Consider the following 15,707-nt stretch of genomic DNA (forward strand, 5'->3'; position numbering starts at 1 on the left):
TGCGACAGAGGCCGGTTGGATCGGTAGCTGCCCGGTTGATGCCTTCAAATCGATGGGTACGGGATGTTCAATATGATCTGGAACGTATGGGAATGGGTTCAGGATTTTTATGGCGAACGCACCGCGTCGACCCTCATGCCTGAACTCGATCCTACGGGACCTGAAGAGGGATATGCTCGAACCCAGCGGGACGGTTCCTTTCTATGCCATGTTAGCTACTGTGATCGCTATCATGTGCATTCTCGAACAAGGAACGATCCTGACAGTTCAGCTGGAAACAGCGGATTTCGGGTTGCTGCCGATCTTTAGGGGCCTCAGCTCTCGAGTATCTTGCAGGACTGGTTGGTAAGTTTCTTATCCTACCGCAGTCCCAACCGGCGTGGGTGGCTTTGTCTGCGGGTTTTACGGATGGTGCAGTTCGCGCCGTCCTGATGGATCATCTCCGCGGATGAATTGCCATCGTGGTCCGCTCACGGCGAGCAATTGCAACGCTGGATTCTTCGCAGCTCACCGGGTTCTCAGTAGCCGGTCTCTTTGTCGACGAGGTGGAGGAGGGGCTGGCCGGCTTGGAAGCGTTTGAGATTTTCCAGGAAGATATCGAGTCCGCGTCGGCGGCTCATCATGGTGACTGCCCCGTGATGAGGGGTGATGATGACGTTGTCGAGCCCCCAGAATGGGCTGTCCGGCGGCAGCGGCTCGACATTGTGGGCATCGAGTCCGGCCCCGGCCAGTCGGCCGGATCGTAGCGCTTCGAGCAGAGCGTCGTCATCGACGATCCCGCCCCGCGAGAAGCAGACATAGAAGGCCGAGGGCTTCATCGCGGCCAATTCCTCGGCCCCGATCATGCCGCGCGTTTGAGGGGTGAGCGGGGCAGCCATGATCAGGAAGTCGCATTCAGCGAGGAACGCCTTCAGCTCGCCCTGGCCATAGATGCGGTCGAAGGATGGAGTGGACTGCGCGGTGCGGCGTAGGCCGATCATCCGCATGTGGAAGGCCTTAGCCTTGCGGGCGAGTTCGATCCCGGAGAAGCCAGTGCCGACGATGCCGCAGGTGCGTCCATTGAGTTCGCCATGGAAGAACCGATCCCAGCGCCTTTCCTGCTGGGCGCGGAAGGAGCGCGTCATCTGCCGGTCGAGCATCAGCATCATCATGATGGCATGTTCGGCGAGCGGTATAGCACCGTTGCCCCTGGCGCAGGTGACAAGGACGTCACTGGCGATCAGCTCGGGGGTGAGAGTGTGGTCGGGGCCGGCCGACCAGCTCTGCACCCATTTGAGCTTCCTGGCGCGGGCGAGGGCCTCCGGGCCGATCAGCACGGTCGCGGCGATGTCGGCTTCGGGCAGGGCGGCCTCGAACTCGGCCTGGCTCTTGAAGTGCAACACCTGGGCGCCGGGGGCGGCGGCCTGGACCTCCTCGACCAGGGTCGGAATTTCCTGGCCGGTCATGACGATGGTGAGAGCGGGCATTGCAGACTCCTCAAGGGTACCTTGAGCCCGGCTCGAACACGGCCGAGCGCCGGCGGTGAGCGGCAAGGATGGCAGGATCGAGCGCGAGACCCAGCCCCGAGCCGACGGGCAGGGCCGAGGCTCCGTTTCGGGGCCGCGGCAGGGCGCCCCCCACAAGGCTCCAGAACAGCGGCGTTTCGTCGAACTGCATCTCGAGGCGGGTCAGGCCCGGTGCCACCGCGCATAGATGCAGGCTCGCCGCATGCGACACCGGTCCGCTCGGATTATGCGGTGAGAAGCCCACCCGGCTGCGCTCGAGATAGCGGGCCAAGGCCAGCATCTCCTCCATGCTGCCGACATATTTTATGTCCGGCATGACCACATCATAGGCCTCGGCCTCGATGAACCGGGCGAAACCCGCGACGCCCATCTCTCTCTCGCATCCAGCAAGCCGGATGCCGAAGCCGTTTGCGATAGTACGCAGCACCCTGATGTCCGAAAGGGTCGCATCGCTTTCCGGCAGGGGACATTCGAACCAGTAGAGATCGAAGGGACGCACCTCGGCGAGCGCAGCCCGCGCGCCATCGGGGGAAAAGCGCCAGTGACAGTCCACCATCAGGTCGCGTTTGGGCCCGATGGCCTCGCGCACTGCGGCGATGCGTGCCAGGCCGGGGCCGATCAGCCGAGCATCAGAGAGGGTTGCAGTCGCCTCCGAGGTCACCTCGTCGAAGGGCGCGATCTTGACCGCCTCGAAGCCGGCAGCGAGGGCCAGCCGGGCGCTTTCGGCAAAGGCCTTGGGGGTGCGCTCCAGGGTCCGACGGTTGATGTTGGCATAGAGGGGGATAGGGGAAATCGTAACCGCGCCCATCGCTTCGGCCACCTTGATGCCTCGGCGCCGCGCATGGAGATCGTGCAGCGCCTGGCTCAGGGCCGAAAGCAACGCCGAGGTGGGGATATCATCCTCGGGCTCGGGCGGACGCACCGCCGCGGGCTCCGCCTGCCGCCCCACGAAGGACGCCAAGAGCGTCTGCGCCCTGTCGTAGATGGCGGCCTCGAGCTTCTGCTCGGTCGCCTCGCCGTGGCCCGTCTCTCCGTCGGCGGTCTCGACCGTGAGGAAGAGCCAGCGCGTTTTCTCCATCACCTGCACGGTGTCGAGGCTGATGCGGGCTATGGTTGTGCTGTTCATTGCCGTCCGAACGCTCCTGCCGGCCGCCGACCGGGTAACTGGATGTGCCGCCCCGCGGCCGTGGCAAACGCGGGGCAGGACGTCTAGCGTAGTCCCTCGTCCTTTGCGAGCTGCTGCATTCTGGCCAGCTGCGCCTCAACGGCCTCCTGGGCCTGTCCGGCATCCTCGAAGGTAGCGCGGACCTCGAGCGCCGCCAGCTCGGCAACCAGCTCAGGATTGGCCATCACCGCGCGCAGGGCGTCGGTGAGCACCTGTCTGCGGTCCTCCGGCACACCCGCCGGCAGCCACCACCAGTAGCGCAGCTCGGTCAGCACCTCATGGCCCGCCTCGGAGGAGGTGGGCACGTCGGGCAGCGCCGCGGAGCGCTCGGGGGCGTTCACCGCGAGGACACGGAGCTGGCCGGAGGTGACGAACTGTTCGATGTCCCCGGTGGTGGTGAAAGAGGCGTCGATGTGCCCGCCCAGCAGGGCGGTGCGGGTCGGTCCCCCGCCGCCGGTGTTGACGAAGCGGAAGTCGGCGCCCGTGGCCGCTTCCATATCCAGGGCGGCGAAATGGTTGAAGGCGCCCACCTGCACGCCGTAGCGCACAGTGTCGGGATTGGCGGTGGCCGCAGTGATCAGCTCATCGAAGCTCTTGATCTCGGAGCTGCCGTTTACGACGACGGCGAGGTATTCCGAACCGGTCTGGGCGGCCAGGGTCACGTCATCCGCGCCAAACTCGATCACGCCCATGGCCGCGGCGACGAGCAGGGCCTGGTGGTTGAACAGAACGGTATAGCCGTCCGGCGCCGCCTCCATCGCCTGGCGCGAGCCGATGGAGGTGCCGCCGCCTGGCACGTTCAGCACGGCTATGGCGGTGCCCAGCTCCTTATCGAGATAGCGGGCGATGACCCGTAGATTGCGGTCGGTGCTGCCGCCGGCCTCGTTCGGTACGATCACCCGGATGGGGCGCTCGGGATAGGCCTGTGCGAGGACGGGCAGCGGGCCGATCGCGGCGGCGAGCGCGATGGTCAGGATCAGTGATGGCAGCTTCATTGGGTTCTCCTCCTTATTGTTGTCAGCTTCCGGCGAGAGGTTGTTCCTGGCGATGGCGGCGGATGGCTGCCGCGACGGGAGGCCAGGCGAGCATGGCGATTCCGACAAGCAGGAAGGCCACGGCGATCGGCCGGTCGAAAATGGCAAGGAAATCCCCGCCCGAGGCCATCAGGCCGGTGCGCAGCTGGGCCTCGGCGAGGGGCGCCAGCAGGAACCCGATCAGCAGCGGGGCGAGCGGCGCCTTGACGTATTCGAGCGCGTAGCCAACCACCCCGAAGGCGAGCATGACCCAGATATCGGCCGGCCGGTTGTTCAGCGCGAAGGTGCTGACCACGCAGATGACGAGCACGGCTGGGAAGATCCAAGCCCGCGATATGGTCATCAGCCGGGCGAAGAGCAGCACGCCCACCGTCATCAAGGAGAACATCATCACATGGGCGACGAGGTGCGTGGCGAGGATGGTGTTCACGATCTCGGGGCTGCGCACGTAAAGCATCGGGCCGGGCTGAAGGTTGTGCAGGATCAGGGCGCTCAGCAGCACCGCATCGGCGAGCCCCCCTGGGATGCCCAGCGTCAAAACCGGGATCAGCGTGCCCCCGGTCGTGGCGTTGTTGGCGCTCTCGGCGGCGACGATCGCCTCCTCGCTGCCCTTGCCGAACTTCTCCGGTTCCTTGGAGACCTTCTTCGCGGTGGTGTACGCGACGATCGAGGAGACGCTCGCCCCCACTCCCGGCAGGATGCCGATACCGATGCCGATCAGCGAGGAACGCAGCATGTTGCGGCCGTGACGAACGTAGTCGTGCAACGAAATGAGAATGCCGCGCATGCTCGAGCGGATCACCGCCTGGTTCGTTTCGAGATGCAGGGTGTCGGCGATGATCTGGCTCAGTGCAAACATGCCAATCATCACGGGCAGGATGTCGAGGCCGGCGGTCAACCAGCCGGCCCCGAAGGTCAGACGCTGCAGGCCCGAGCTCGGGTCGATGCCGGGCATGGCCAGCAGCATGCCTAGCATCGCGGCGATGAGGCCCTTGAGCAGCGACTTGCCGCTCAGCGAGACGATCATCACCAGGGCCGCGCAGACCAGAGCAAACTGCTCCCAAGGGCCGAAAACGATGGCGACGCGGGAAAGCGGCTGGGCGATGAGCACCAGCGCGACCCAGGAAATGGCCCCACCGACGATCGAGCCGGCGTTGCCGAGCCCGAGGGCGCGCCCCGGATGACCGGCCTTGGCCAGCGGATAGCCGTCAAGGCAGGTCATGATCGCGTTCGGCTCACCCGGCATGCGCATCAGGGTGGCCGTCACCAACCCGCCCGAGACCCCGCCCACATAGATGCCGATCAGCAGCACCACCGCGTCGGTGCTCGACATGCCGTAGGTGAAGGGCAGGACCAGCGCCATCATCATGCCGGTTGTAATGCCGGGCAGGATGCCGACCGCGATACCGACGAGCACCCCGGCCGCCATCACGAAGAAGGCGGAGGAGGTCAGGAGGTGGGCGAAGGCCTCGAGCAAGACGGTCCCCCTTCCGTTCAGGGCAGCTCGATGAGCAGCACGCGGGTGAAGATCAGATCGGTCGCCAGGCCCAGCCCGATGCCGACCGCTACCGCAATGGCGAGATCACGCGGCGTGCGGCCCGACAGCACGAAGCCGAGCGCGGCGATGTAGACGATGGTCAGCAGCAGGAAGGGCAGGTCGGTGAAGATCAGCAGGGCCGAATAGGCGACGGTTGCCGCTGCAAGAACGATCGCCAGCAGATAGCGCGCGAGCGGCACGCGCTCTCCCTCCTCGACACCGTAGACGAGGCTGGTCTCGGAACGGGCAACCGTCCGGCGCAGCAGCACGCGCGCGATCAGCACCAGGGAGAGCGCCGCCAGCATGCCGGACAGCGCCTTGGGAAAGGCCCCCGGCCCCAGCGGGTCGTAGGGTGACGGCGGCAGCGCCATCGCATACAGGAGGACCACCAGCGAGCCTGCCAGCATGACGATGCCGAACACGAGATCGGCCAGGTCGAGGCGGGGCGTCTTCTCCGGCTCCGGCGTGCTCATGATGCGGCTCCTTCCAAAGCGGCCGGGCTGGGGCGGGTCAGGCCGAGCCGGTCATAGGCCTCGGGCGGTGCATCGTTCTGGGCCATCAGGCGGGTGGCGAGGGCGGCCATGCGCGCCTCCACCACGGGATCGGCGATGGGATTCAGCTGGCCGGGATCGGTCGCGAGATCGAACAGCACCGTATCGGTCTGCTGCTGGGCGCCCGGCCCATGGCCGAAATAGACCGGCGACTTCGGGGTGGCGGGAACCTTGAGCAGCGGCACGCCCTTGGTGAAGCCAAAGCCCTCGTGCAGTTCGGCGTCGCGCAGTTCCTCCACCGAGAACATGCACCTCATGTGCGCAGGCATCAGGGTGTACTGGAACAGATTCTCGGCGCGCATGTCGGCGGGGTAGCGGAAATAGGTGTAGCGCCCGTCGGTGACGTTGAGGGCGCTGCCGAAGACCCCGTAGATCGCCGCCTCGCGCAACGGCCGGTCGGCCTCGAGAAGCGGCAGCAGCGAGTGGCCCAGCACCTCCTCGGGAACGGGGACGTCGAACATATCCAGGATGGTCGGCATGAGGTCGATGGTCTGGGTCAGCGCCCGACGCGACTCTCCGGCTCTGCTGCGGAAATCTGGGTGGGCGACGAGCAGGGGAATATGCGCCACCTCGTTGAAGCACGGCATGGTGAGCTTTGCCCACCAGCCGTGCTCGCCGAGTAGGAAGCCGTGGTCGGTGGTGAGGATGATGGCGGTGTCCGACCATAGGTCATGGGCATCGAAATAGTCGAGCAGCAGACCCAGCTCGTGGTCGCATAGACGCACCAGCGCATGGTAGTTGGCGCGCAGCTCGGCCTGCTCCGCCACGGTCTCGGAAACGCGGGCATAGGGAGGCCAGTCGAAACGCGGGCCCTGATAGCCGCTGTCCAGCCCCTCGCGCATGGCGTCCGGAGCGTGGAAGGGCTCGTGCGGGTCGAAGGTCTCTAGGTGCAGCAGCCAGTTGTCGGAGTCCCGGTTGCGATCGAGGAAACGCAGCGCGTGCGCGAAGCACTGGTAGGACGGAAAGTCCTCCATCCGCTCGAACCGCTCGCGGTTCAGCGCGTATTGGGCGAATTTCTCGCGCCGCTTGCGGCTGAACTGGCGGGGGTGGGTGTGCGCCTCGATTGCCGCCCAGTCCGGCTCCACCACCGCCTGCCAGGGATCGCGTTCCTGGCCGCGCACCAGCTCGAAGGTGTCGTAGCGGCCGTGGAAGGTCGCCCCGCCATCCTCCCAGTAATGATAGTGGTCGGTGACGAGGTGGGAATAGACGCCATGCTCGGCCAGCAGGTCGGGAAAGGCATTGTCATAGGGCTCCAGCGGCCCCCACGCCCTGTGCAGCAGCGACAGCCTGCCGGTCTGCATGTCGCGGCGCGCCGGCATGCAGGGGAGCGAGCCGACATAGTGATTGTCGAAGCGCACCGAACGCGCCGCCAGCCGATCGAAATTCCGCGTCTCCATGCCGCCGCCGTAACAGCCCAGCGCATGGCGATTGAGGGAATCGTACAGGACGAAAACCGCTTTCACGACAGCCCCTCTTGATATTCCCAACATATGGGATATAAATCCATTATATGGAAACATTCGAACAAGACAGCCCAGATGTCAAGCGCGTTGGCCGCAGAGGTGGCAGCACGTCTACCGGTACCGCGGCGCTGGAAAAGGGGCTCGACGTGCTTCGGATGGTGGCTGGGGCCGACGCGCCGCAGGGTTTTGCAGACCTGATGGCTTCCACCGGGATGCCGCGTAGCACGCTACACCGCATCCTGATACTGCTAACGGCGCGCGGGCTGGTTGCGCGGGATATCACCGGGCAGGGTTTCGTGCCCGGAATCGGGCTCATGGAGCTGGCGCGCCTTAGTTGGGAGCGCTCCGACGTGCGGGCGGCGGCAAGCGGGCCGCTACGGGAACTGGCGGCGCGGGTGGGCGAGGCGGTACATCTGGCGACGCTGGTCGACCGCGAGGTCGTCTATCTCGACAAGGTCGAGAGCGAGCATCCGGTACGACTCTATTCGGCGATCGGCAAGCGCGGGCCGGTGCATTGCACTTCGGTGGGCAAGGCGATGGCTGCCTTTCTGCCCGAGCGGGCCCGCACCGATCTTTTGGCAGGCCTTTCCTTTGTGCGCTTCACCCCGGCTACCATCGTCACCCCGGCCCGGATGGCGGACGAGTTCAAGGCCGTGCGGGCGAGCGGCAGCGCCTTCGATCGTGAGGAGCACCAGCAGGGGGTGCATTGCGTGGCCGCGCCGATCTTCGATTTCCGCGGCCATCCGGTGGCCGGAATCAGCATCACTGCGCCCGTTTTCCGCGTTTCGCGCGACCAGCTTGAAGCATTTGCCCCGATGGTGCGCGAAGCTGCTGCGGCGGCAACTGCCGCTCTCGGAGGGAGGTTGCGTAGCGTAGGGGAAGCGTGAAAGCCAGAATTTGCGTCTGATGTTCCTACGGCTTGAAGGCTACGTTCCGAGAGGGCAGACGACGCGGCCGAAAGGGCCACAGCCGGCGTCCTGTGGTAGAGTATAACCCGACTTCATATCGGCTACTCTCGTCTGGCTCACGCCGGTACAACCTAAGTGTTCAGTCTCGGCCTTGTTATAAATGCCCCGTCACCGATCCCGGCCAGGACCGGCGACGGGGTGGAATGCAGCGCTGAACATCTTGTGGCCTGACCACGTTTTCTAGCAGGCTGATCCCGCCTCTCCTTACCGTCTCGAACAGTTGACGGCGGCTCGTTTCCGGGACCGCGAACCATAAGGAAGAGAGAGTGAGATGATAGCAGCAACGACCGTGGTCGGTATAGACGTATCCCGCGACTGGCTGGACGGGTTGGATTTTCCCGGCCAGAAGAGGTTCCGACTGGCGAACTCGGCAGACGGTCACGAACAGCTGATCCTAGCGATCCGAGAGATGCCAGGTCCTGTCAAGGTTGGCTTCGAAGCGACGGGTGGTCAGGAATGGGTACTCTGGGCCAAGCTCGTTGCGGCGGGGATCGACGCGAGGCAATTGCCTCCGGCGCAGATCAAGGCCTTTGCCCTTTCCCGGGGCACGCGCGCCAAGACAGACCGGATCGATGCAGAGCTTATTGCCCGCTTCATGCTGTTCCGGCCAGATGCCGGACGCTCGCTGCCGAGCGAGAACTTGCGTGTTCTCAGGACTTTGACCACACGCAGGGCCCAGACCGTCGACATGCGCAAGCGGCTTGCGGCACAAATCGCAGCGCGAAAGAAGCAGGACATCCTTGCGGATATCGAGGGCATGGATGATGCCCTCACGACCATCCTGGATAGCCAGATCGGTGAACTCGAGCGCCGCATCGAAAGCGTCATCGCGCAGGAGGAGAGTTCCGCCTCCAAGGCGAGGCTGCTGCGATCCATTCCCGGCATCGGTCCGGTCTCTGCAGCCATGCTGATCGCCGAAATGCCGGAACTCGGCCGGATGACATCGGGTGAGGCCGCAGCCATGACCGGCCTCGCTCCGGTGCCACACGACAGTGGAACGATGCGAGGTAAGCGAGCAATCGCTGGGGGGCGGCGGGCGCTGTGACATGTGCTGTTCCAGGCCGCACTGGCTGCGGCATGTCACAATCCAGTTCTGAAGCCCGTCGCGCAGCGCCTCAAGACGCACGGCAAGCCACACAAGCTCGTCATCGTCGCCATCGCGCGCAGGCTCGTCATCATCGCAAATGCGATCCTCAAAACCAGCACACCATGGCGACCAAACCCAATCGCGTAAACACAGTTGCTAGAGGACGAACGCCTATCGCGTGGTATCCCCTGCTTGCCTCTACCTGCAGCGTCGCTGATGCCTTGCAGTTGGACATGCCAATTCCGCCGCCCGCAGTCTGGACAAGTTCCTAAGGGTTGGCGCGACCGTAGCAGGATTTGAACGTCCTCCGCGACAACCTTCACTCCGTCCACTATGAAGCCGTCCGGCGCGAGCCTCGCGCGCTGAAATCGATGGCGCATGCGCTGATCCTTCAGTGAATCAGCAAAGCGTTGCCCGCAACAGCAGCAAATGTGAGTCAGAGCCACTTTTCAATGGTAAAATCCCTCAATCCCGGATCAGCTCTCGGCGGAAATCAACAGCGATTGTTCAAGCCAAGTGACAGGACGGCTCAAAAAGATAAAAGCAAGACGACAGCATCACGCCGCCGGCAACGCTTGCCTGCGTGGGAGCGATCATGCTTTGCCGACACCCAGCATCCTTGCCAGCATGCGGTGCTGGTGATCCTGACCGCCGAAGAATATAGCCAGAACCCTGATCAGGCTCTTGTCTTCCAAGACTTCGAAATAGATGACGGCCCGATGTTTTGTGACGTTGCGAATACCTGCCCCAAGTTCAGGACGAAGCGTGCCCTGAAACGGTGCATCTGCTATTCGCCCCATGGCTCGCTCGATCTCGCCAACACGATTTGATGCGTGCTCAAAGGCCGTCTCTCGATCCTCGCCAAAATCGAGCCCGGCAGTGATGAGAAAATCGAAAATCAGCTCCAGATCGGCCGATGCAGCTTCAGACCGTTCAATCCGAAAGACCATACTCGGCCTTTTTCCTGTCGATCATCGCCAAAGTCCGTCGGCGACCTTCGTCCAGGCTCACGAATTTGCCAGCTCGCCGCTCGGCGAGCAGCATTTTCAATGCTTCAGTGTGCGATCGTCGCGCTTCCGTTTCATCACGCAACATCTCCAGTCCATGCTGGATCGCTGCGCTCACGCTGGAAAACCGTCCCTCGGCCACAAGACTGCGAACAAAGGCGTCCTGGGATTCCGTTAACGAGATTGATGCTTTGACACTCATCGCAGATCTCCTTCGGACTCACGATATACTACTCAGTAGCATCACGCAAGTGATCATGATTGTCTCGTTGGCCGGCTCATGCGCTGTCCGTCCTGGCAGGCCTGCTGCTGGGACAGTGCGCAGGGCCTAGCTGCTTGATCCCAGGCTCACATGACGATGCTGGGGTAAAGGGGGCGTTGGAGCGGCATCGTGTTCCACAGTGGAATGCGCAAACATCCTCTGGAAGAAAGTTCAGCGGAGTGAGCTCAACCACGAAGAGGCAAAGCTTGCTGCCAAGCTATTAGAACAAAGTGACATTGAACTATTCGGCATGCGTGGATTACTCGCAACCGCAACCGTTCTGGCAGTCGATATAGGTCATCCGGCCTATGACTGCATTTACGTCAGTCTGGCGGCAGCCCGGAACTGGCGGTTCGTCACCGCCGACGAGCGACTAATCAGGGTGCTTAATCAAAAGGCGTCCCCGGAAGTCGCCAACCTCTGCGTGACCCTCGAGCAGTTGGCATCCGGTTCACACTGAATTTCCGATCACGAGATCTCGCCTGCTCACAGGTGTTCAAGGGTTGTTCGCATTAAGCTGCTTGTACGGCTTGCTATGTTCAGATTTTGCAGCGGTTCGACATGTTCGCAACAGATTGCTTCAACAGTTTCCTGCGAGCCTTCGGTGCGTTCTACGAGCTATGTCAATGCTTCGGATATGCGGATTGGTACGTCGCGCTTATACATGCCTGATAACAACCGCATCGAGTAGGATTATCGAGGCATCAAGTGCCAGATCCAACCCATGCTCGGCTTTAAGTCAGCCGCCTGCGCCGCGACAATCCTGTCCACATGATGCGCAAACGACAGGCAAGATTCGTCTCCAATCCGGCACCGTCACTCGCCCAGCAGTTCGATATCCTCACTGCATAACGGCGTCGGGCGACAGAACCTGATGCGCGTCGGCCACTTCAAACCCGTGCATGTAAAGAGCCGGGGCATCTCAAATGGTGCGCTCGCTCTTGATCGGCCGCCGCCAGTTTATGTCTGCAATGCTGTAAAATCGAGAATACGATCCACGGCCTGTTGTGGACGCAGGGGCTGAAGCTGGGTCCGGTCCCTCGCTACAAATTCAGCGAGAACACGCTCCCTCCTATACGCGCTCCCGTATATTTACTATTTAGACGCCTTTGCGTATATTTCATTCTTATACGCATTCGCGTATATTGACATTCTATACGCTATCGCGTATATCCATCATTGGATGGCCACCATGAGCGAACAGATTGCCCGCACAGAAAAACAGCTAGGCGCTATCTTGCGCCGCGCGCGCAAGCAGGCGCGGCTGAGCCAGGGCGCGCTCGGCGAACAAATTCACCTGCGGCAGGGCACGGTCTCGCGCCTTGAAGCCGGAGAGCCCGCCGTGCAGCTGCGCACCCTGATGGAAGCCCTTTCAGCCCTCAACCTGGAACTGGTCGTCCGGCCGCGCAGCCAGGGTAGCGCCGCCGACATCGAGGACTTGTTCTGATGGCACGCAAGCGGGCGCATGTCCCTCTCAATGTCTTCCTGAACAGCCGCCATGTCGGTGTGCTGCGCCGCGAGGCCACAGGCGCAATCGACTTCCAGTACGGACGCGACTGGCTGGACTGGGGCGGCACATTCCCGGTGTCGCTGTCGCTGCCCCTGCGCGAAGACCGCTATATCGGCACCCCGGTCATCAATGTGTTCGACAACCTGCTGCCCGACGGCGACCCGATCCGCAAGCGCGTCGCCGAGCGCGTTGGTGCGGATGGCACAGACGCCTTCAGCCTGCTGACCGCTCTCGGCCAGGACTGCGTCGGCGCCCTGCAATTCCTGCCCGATGGCACTGATCCCGGCATCGCCGGCGCCACCGAAGGCAAACCCGTCAACGACGACGACGTCGCCGACATCATCAGGAATCTGGCCGCCGCGCCGCTCGGCATGGGTGAGGACGAAGATTTTCGAATCTCGATTGCCGGAGCCCAGGAAAAAACAGCGCTGCTGCGCAAGAACGGCCAGTGGTTCAAACCCGTCGGCACCACCGCCACCACCCACATCCTCAAACCGCAGATCGGCCAGCTTCCCAACGGCATCGACGTCTCGAACAGTGTCGAGAACGAGTATCTCTGCCTGAAACTGCTGGAAGCTTTCGGCGTCCCCGCCGCAAATGTCGAGATCGCAGATTTCGGGGAACGCCGCACGCTGATCGTTGAACGTTTCGACCGCCTTTGGACAAAGGACGACAGGCTGCTGCGGCTGCCGCAGGAAGATATCTGCCAGGCCCTGTCGATCCCGCCCACCAGAAAATACCAGGCCGATGGTGGCCCCGGGCTGCGCGAAATCATCAACCTGCTGAAAGGCAGCGACACGCCTGATGCCGACATCGCGACATTCATGCGCGCCAGCATCCTGTTCTGGCTGCTGGGCGCGACCGACGGTCACGCGAAAAACTTCAGTATTTTCCTTGGCCCCGGCGGGCGCTTCCGCATGACGCCGCTCTACGATGTTCTGACCGCGCAGCCGAGTCTCGACGAAGGCCAAATCCCCCGCAAGAAATTCAAGCTCGCGATGTCGGTCGGCAAAAACCGCCACTACGCCATGCAGGACATCGTGCCCCATCACTTCGTGCAGACAGCCGACCTCGCCGGTGTCGGCACCCCGGCGATGAAGGCGATCTTTGAAGACATCGCCGCGAACGCCGAACGGCAGGCGCAGGCCGCTATCGCGGCGCTGCCCAACGGCTTCCCCGACCAGCTCGTGACGTCGATCATGGCGGCCATCAGCCATCGCACTCGGCTCGTCGCAGATTCACTCTCGGGGGCGTCTCATGGTTGAAGCAAAGAAACATCCGCGCATTGCCATCCTTGGCTAGGGCTCGCTGTTGTGGGATAAGCGCCCCGATTTCGACGAGCAGCACGACGACCGGCAGTTTGACGGGCCAGCGCCTGCCTTGCCGCTGGAGTTCAGCCGCGTCTCATCATCCCGCGGCGGCGTACTGACACTGGTCATCGATCCGGTCCACGACACGTCCTGCCCTGCCGCAGACGCGATCGGCAAGCGCCGGAACCTGGACGATGCTATCGCCGACCTGCGGTGCCGTGAGGGCACGATCATGCGGCATAGCCGGGAAACCTGCCGTTCACTTAAATGAGGGAAGATGGCTGCAGTGTGCCCCGAATCGGCCATTTGGCTATGTAATCGTTGCTCCTGGAAGCTGCCCATTCGGCAGTGACGCCTGCCACGCGCTTGGACAGCTGGCTGGAGGATGCATATGACCAAGACGCCCTTTTTCATCATCGAGGCGCCTTCGGTGCTTGGACTATTCCCAAAAGGCGTTGAGCGGTTGCCGGAAGCGTTGCTTGAAGCCGGTTTAGCAGATCGTCTCGACGCCCGATTAGGCGGCCGAATCGAGCCACCGCCGTATAGTTCCGAGCGGGACCCGGACACCTTGCTGCTCAATCCTCACGCGATCGTCGCGTATTCGATTGCCTTGGCTGACGCGGTCGGCACCGTATTGGACGAAGGTGGATTTCCGATCGTTCTCGGCGGTGACTGCTCGATCGTTCTCGGCAACCTGCTGGCATTGCGACGCCGCGGGCGATACGGGCTGCTGTTCATCGATGGGCATGCCGATTTCTATCAGCCGGAGGCCGAGCCGGCCGGCGAGGCGGCATCCATGGACCTGGCGCTGGCAACCGGCCGCGGGCCCCGAATGGTGACGAACATCGAGGGCAAAGCTCCCTTCATGCGCGACGAGGACGTAGTCGCCTTCGGCCGCCGCGACGCCGCCGAGGCCGAGCAGCATGGCAGCCAGCGCATCGAGCATACGTCCATCGAGATGATCGATCTCGTATCCGTCAGGGCTATTGGGATCGACGCCGCTGCGGCATGTGCCGTGCGGCACTTGTCGAGACCCAGCCTCGACGGCTTCTGGATCCATCTCGACGCCGACGTGCTCGACGACGCGATCATGCCTGCGGTCGACTACCGCATACCCAATGGGCTGAGCTGGAACGAACTCGCAACGACGCTTCGGACGAGCATCGGCAGCGGCAGGGCGGTGGGCATCGATGTGACGATCTTCAATCCCAGGCTCGACAAGGACGGAACGATAGCCCGGACCTTCGTGGAAGTTCTAGCCGCAGGCCTTGCGGGGCACGCTCGATAGTCTCGAGCGGAGCGGGCGGCAGATCCTCGGATCGGATATCTTCTCGCCAGCGGCCTATCATCAGGCGGTTTCGCCGTGGAACAGCGGCCGCGGAGCACCGAACTCTCGCGCCAAAAAATCCGACAGCGCCCGCATTCGAACCGTGTGGCGCAGCTCCCTGTGGGTGAGGACCCACAGGTCGCTCGACAATTCATCGATCGGTGCTCCCAGGCACACAAGGTGCGGATCGCCATCAGCGAGATAGCAGGGCAGGACGCCGAGACCGGCTGTCCTCATCAGCGGGAATGTCGAAGAGATCCTGTCGATCCTGAGCTTTGAGAATCTTGCGCCCAGCCACTGCTCAACTCCGCACACGAGAACCAACTCACGCAGCCTCGAGGCCAGCAACAAAGGTACGGAAATCACGGACTGACTTGTCTATTTCGCGAACATGATCCTCGAAGCCCAGCGCGTCACACTTTCACGCGTCGAATTTGCCGTCGCCAAGGCCAGATTCTACGGGCGCCATCGGGATCAATTCAACGAAAGGCAGGAGAAGGCGATTGCCCGGATGTTTCGCGAAGGCATCGATGGCTTCAAGGGCGGTCTGAGCGCCGAGAATTACATCGCCATTACGCAGGCATCCCGCGCGACGGCGACAAGGGACTTGCAAGACTTAGTAGCGAAAGGCGCGTTCACCAGGACCGGAGAACTCCGCCACACGCGCTATTGGCTCCGGCTTGAAGAAAAAGCCGCGCGAGCGGGCTGATAGCAGGCGCGGCTCCAGTTCGAGCACATCGCTGTGCTCGGTGACATCCGCCGATCATTTCTTCGTCTTGTTCGGCATCAGCATTTCTCCAGTGAACAGTTTGCCGGCACCTCTCGCCGGTAATCGAAAGCTCACACATCCAGTTCACTCGCCGCCTTGCCTGGCCGATCGTTCGTGAAGGGTGGCGCCGGTTTGCGCGTCCACGCCCTCAAGGCTGACATCGTAGCCCCAGAGCCTGCGGACATGACGCAGTGTCGCGTCGCAGCCGGTTT

General features: G+C 62.9%; 18 protein-coding genes and 2 pseudogenes. 10 read left to right on the forward strand and 10 right to left on the reverse strand.

Annotated features, from left to right (window positions below):
* Positions 1 to 63: 63 nt before the first annotated feature.
* Positions 64 to 309, forward strand: coding sequence for a formylglycine-generating enzyme family protein (locus ABID37_RS24785; protein WP_354199647.1), 246 nt, complete (start codon positions 64 to 66; stop codon positions 307 to 309).
* A 209-nt stretch (positions 310 to 518) separates the two neighbouring features.
* Here the strand turns inward: ABID37_RS24785 and ABID37_RS24790 are convergent, their stop codons facing one another.
* The 6 genes from ABID37_RS24790 to ABID37_RS24815 form a co-directional block, all read right to left on the reverse strand.
* Positions 519 to 1,466 (reverse strand): D-2-hydroxyacid dehydrogenase, encoded by a 948-nt coding sequence (locus tag ABID37_RS24790; protein WP_354199648.1) that lies wholly within the window; start codon positions 1,464 to 1,466, stop codon positions 519 to 521.
* A gap of 10 nt (positions 1,467 to 1,476) precedes the next feature.
* Entirely contained in the window at positions 1,477 to 2,631 is a 1,155-nt protein-coding gene (locus ABID37_RS24795; RefSeq protein ID WP_354199649.1) for a mandelate racemase/muconate lactonizing enzyme family protein, read from the reverse strand.
* Between the two features lie 83 nt (positions 2,632 to 2,714).
* Positions 2,715 to 3,665: a Bug family tripartite tricarboxylate transporter substrate binding protein gene (locus ABID37_RS24800; RefSeq protein ID WP_354199650.1), complete on the reverse strand. Its 951-nt coding sequence runs from the start codon at positions 3,663 to 3,665 to the stop codon at positions 2,715 to 2,717.
* A 22-nt stretch (positions 3,666 to 3,687) separates the two neighbouring features.
* Positions 3,688 to 5,181 carry a tripartite tricarboxylate transporter permease gene (locus ABID37_RS24805; protein WP_354199651.1) on the reverse strand — a complete coding sequence of 498 codons (1,494 nt, stop codon included), beginning with the start codon at positions 5,179 to 5,181 and terminating at the stop codon, positions 3,688 to 3,690.
* 17 nt (positions 5,182 to 5,198) lie between these two features.
* Positions 5,199 to 5,714 carry a tripartite tricarboxylate transporter TctB family protein gene (locus ABID37_RS24810; protein WP_354199652.1) on the reverse strand — a complete coding sequence of 172 codons (516 nt, stop codon included), beginning with the start codon at positions 5,712 to 5,714 and terminating at the stop codon, positions 5,199 to 5,201.
* On the reverse strand, positions 5,711 to 7,255 hold the full coding sequence (locus ABID37_RS24815; protein ID WP_354199653.1) for a sulfatase: 1,545 nt from the start codon (positions 7,253 to 7,255) through the stop codon (positions 5,711 to 5,713). Before ABID37_RS24815 ends, ABID37_RS24810 begins: the two co-directional genes overlap by 4 nt.
* A 47-nt stretch (positions 7,256 to 7,302) precedes the next feature.
* Between ABID37_RS24815 and ABID37_RS24820 the strand changes: the two genes are divergently transcribed.
* From ABID37_RS24820 to ABID37_RS24830, 3 genes are all read left to right on the forward strand, one after another.
* A complete protein-coding gene (locus tag ABID37_RS24820; protein WP_354199654.1) occupies positions 7,303 to 8,142 on the forward strand; it encodes an IclR family transcriptional regulator in 840 nt (279 codons plus the stop codon).
* Positions 8,143 to 8,494: 352 nt separating this feature from the next.
* Entirely contained in the window at positions 8,495 to 9,268 is a 774-nt protein-coding gene (locus ABID37_RS24825; RefSeq protein WP_354199655.1) for an IS110 family RNA-guided transposase, read from the forward strand.
* Positions 9,269 to 9,271: 3 nt separating this feature from the next.
* Positions 9,272 to 9,457, forward strand: coding sequence for a hypothetical protein (locus tag ABID37_RS24830; RefSeq protein WP_354199656.1), 186 nt, complete (start codon positions 9,272 to 9,274; stop codon positions 9,455 to 9,457).
* Between the two features lie 446 nt (positions 9,458 to 9,903).
* Here ABID37_RS24830 and ABID37_RS24835 read toward each other — a convergent pair whose 3' ends face one another.
* Both ABID37_RS24835 and ABID37_RS24840 read right to left on the reverse strand, forming a co-directional pair.
* The gene (locus tag ABID37_RS24835) at positions 9,904 to 10,260 is read right to left on the reverse strand and encodes a type II toxin-antitoxin system RelE/ParE family toxin (RefSeq protein ID WP_354199657.1); all 357 of its coding nucleotides are present in this window, start codon (positions 10,258 to 10,260) and stop codon (positions 9,904 to 9,906) included.
* A complete protein-coding gene (locus ABID37_RS24840; protein WP_354199658.1) occupies positions 10,244 to 10,519 on the reverse strand; it encodes a ribbon-helix-helix domain-containing protein in 276 nt (91 codons plus the stop codon). The genes ABID37_RS24835 and ABID37_RS24840 overlap by 17 nt, the downstream gene beginning before the upstream one ends.
* Positions 10,520 to 11,252: 733 nt before the next feature.
* Here ABID37_RS24840 and ABID37_RS24845 point away from each other — a divergent pair.
* The 5 genes and pseudogenes from ABID37_RS24845 to ABID37_RS24865 all read left to right on the forward strand — a co-directional run.
* A pseudogene (locus ABID37_RS24845) lies at positions 11,253 to 11,431 on the forward strand (IS6 family transposase); the annotation flags it as partial.
* A gap of 340 nt (positions 11,432 to 11,771) precedes the next feature.
* Positions 11,772 to 12,026: a helix-turn-helix domain-containing protein gene (locus tag ABID37_RS24850; protein WP_354199659.1), complete on the forward strand. Its 255-nt coding sequence runs from the start codon at positions 11,772 to 11,774 to the stop codon at positions 12,024 to 12,026.
* On the forward strand, positions 12,026 to 13,354 hold the full coding sequence (locus tag ABID37_RS24855; protein WP_354199660.1) for a type II toxin-antitoxin system HipA family toxin: 1,329 nt from the start codon (positions 12,026 to 12,028) through the stop codon (positions 13,352 to 13,354). Before ABID37_RS24850 ends, ABID37_RS24855 begins: the two co-directional genes overlap by 1 nt.
* Positions 13,355 to 13,400: 46 nt before the next feature.
* Entirely contained in the window at positions 13,401 to 13,670 is a 270-nt protein-coding gene (locus ABID37_RS24860; protein ID WP_354199661.1) for a hypothetical protein, read from the forward strand.
* A 120-nt stretch (positions 13,671 to 13,790) separates the two neighbouring features.
* Entirely contained in the window at positions 13,791 to 14,687 is an 897-nt protein-coding gene (locus ABID37_RS24865) for an arginase family protein (RefSeq protein WP_354199662.1), read from the forward strand.
* Between the two features lie 60 nt (positions 14,688 to 14,747).
* Here the strand turns inward: ABID37_RS24865 and ABID37_RS24870 are convergent, their stop codons facing one another.
* The gene (locus tag ABID37_RS24870) at positions 14,748 to 14,963 is read right to left on the reverse strand and encodes a hypothetical protein (protein WP_354199663.1); all 216 of its coding nucleotides are present in this window, start codon (positions 14,961 to 14,963) and stop codon (positions 14,748 to 14,750) included.
* 94 nt (positions 14,964 to 15,057) lie between these two features.
* On the opposite strand from ABID37_RS24870, the pseudogene ABID37_RS24875 reads away from it, so the two are divergent.
* Positions 15,058 to 15,435 (forward strand): annotated as a pseudogene (locus ABID37_RS24875) (DUF4172 domain-containing protein); the annotation flags it as partial.
* A 144-nt stretch (positions 15,436 to 15,579) separates the two neighbouring features.
* On the opposite strand, the gene ABID37_RS26280 reads toward ABID37_RS24875, so the two are convergent.
* Positions 15,580 to 15,707: hypothetical protein (locus ABID37_RS26280; protein WP_435521635.1), on the reverse strand; the 128-nt coding region annotated here is incomplete at its 5' end.

It is taken from the genome of Aquamicrobium terrae (assembly GCF_040545735.1).
In the GTDB taxonomy this organism is placed as follows: Bacteria; Pseudomonadota; Alphaproteobacteria; order Rhizobiales; family Rhizobiaceae; genus Mesorhizobium; species Mesorhizobium terrae_A.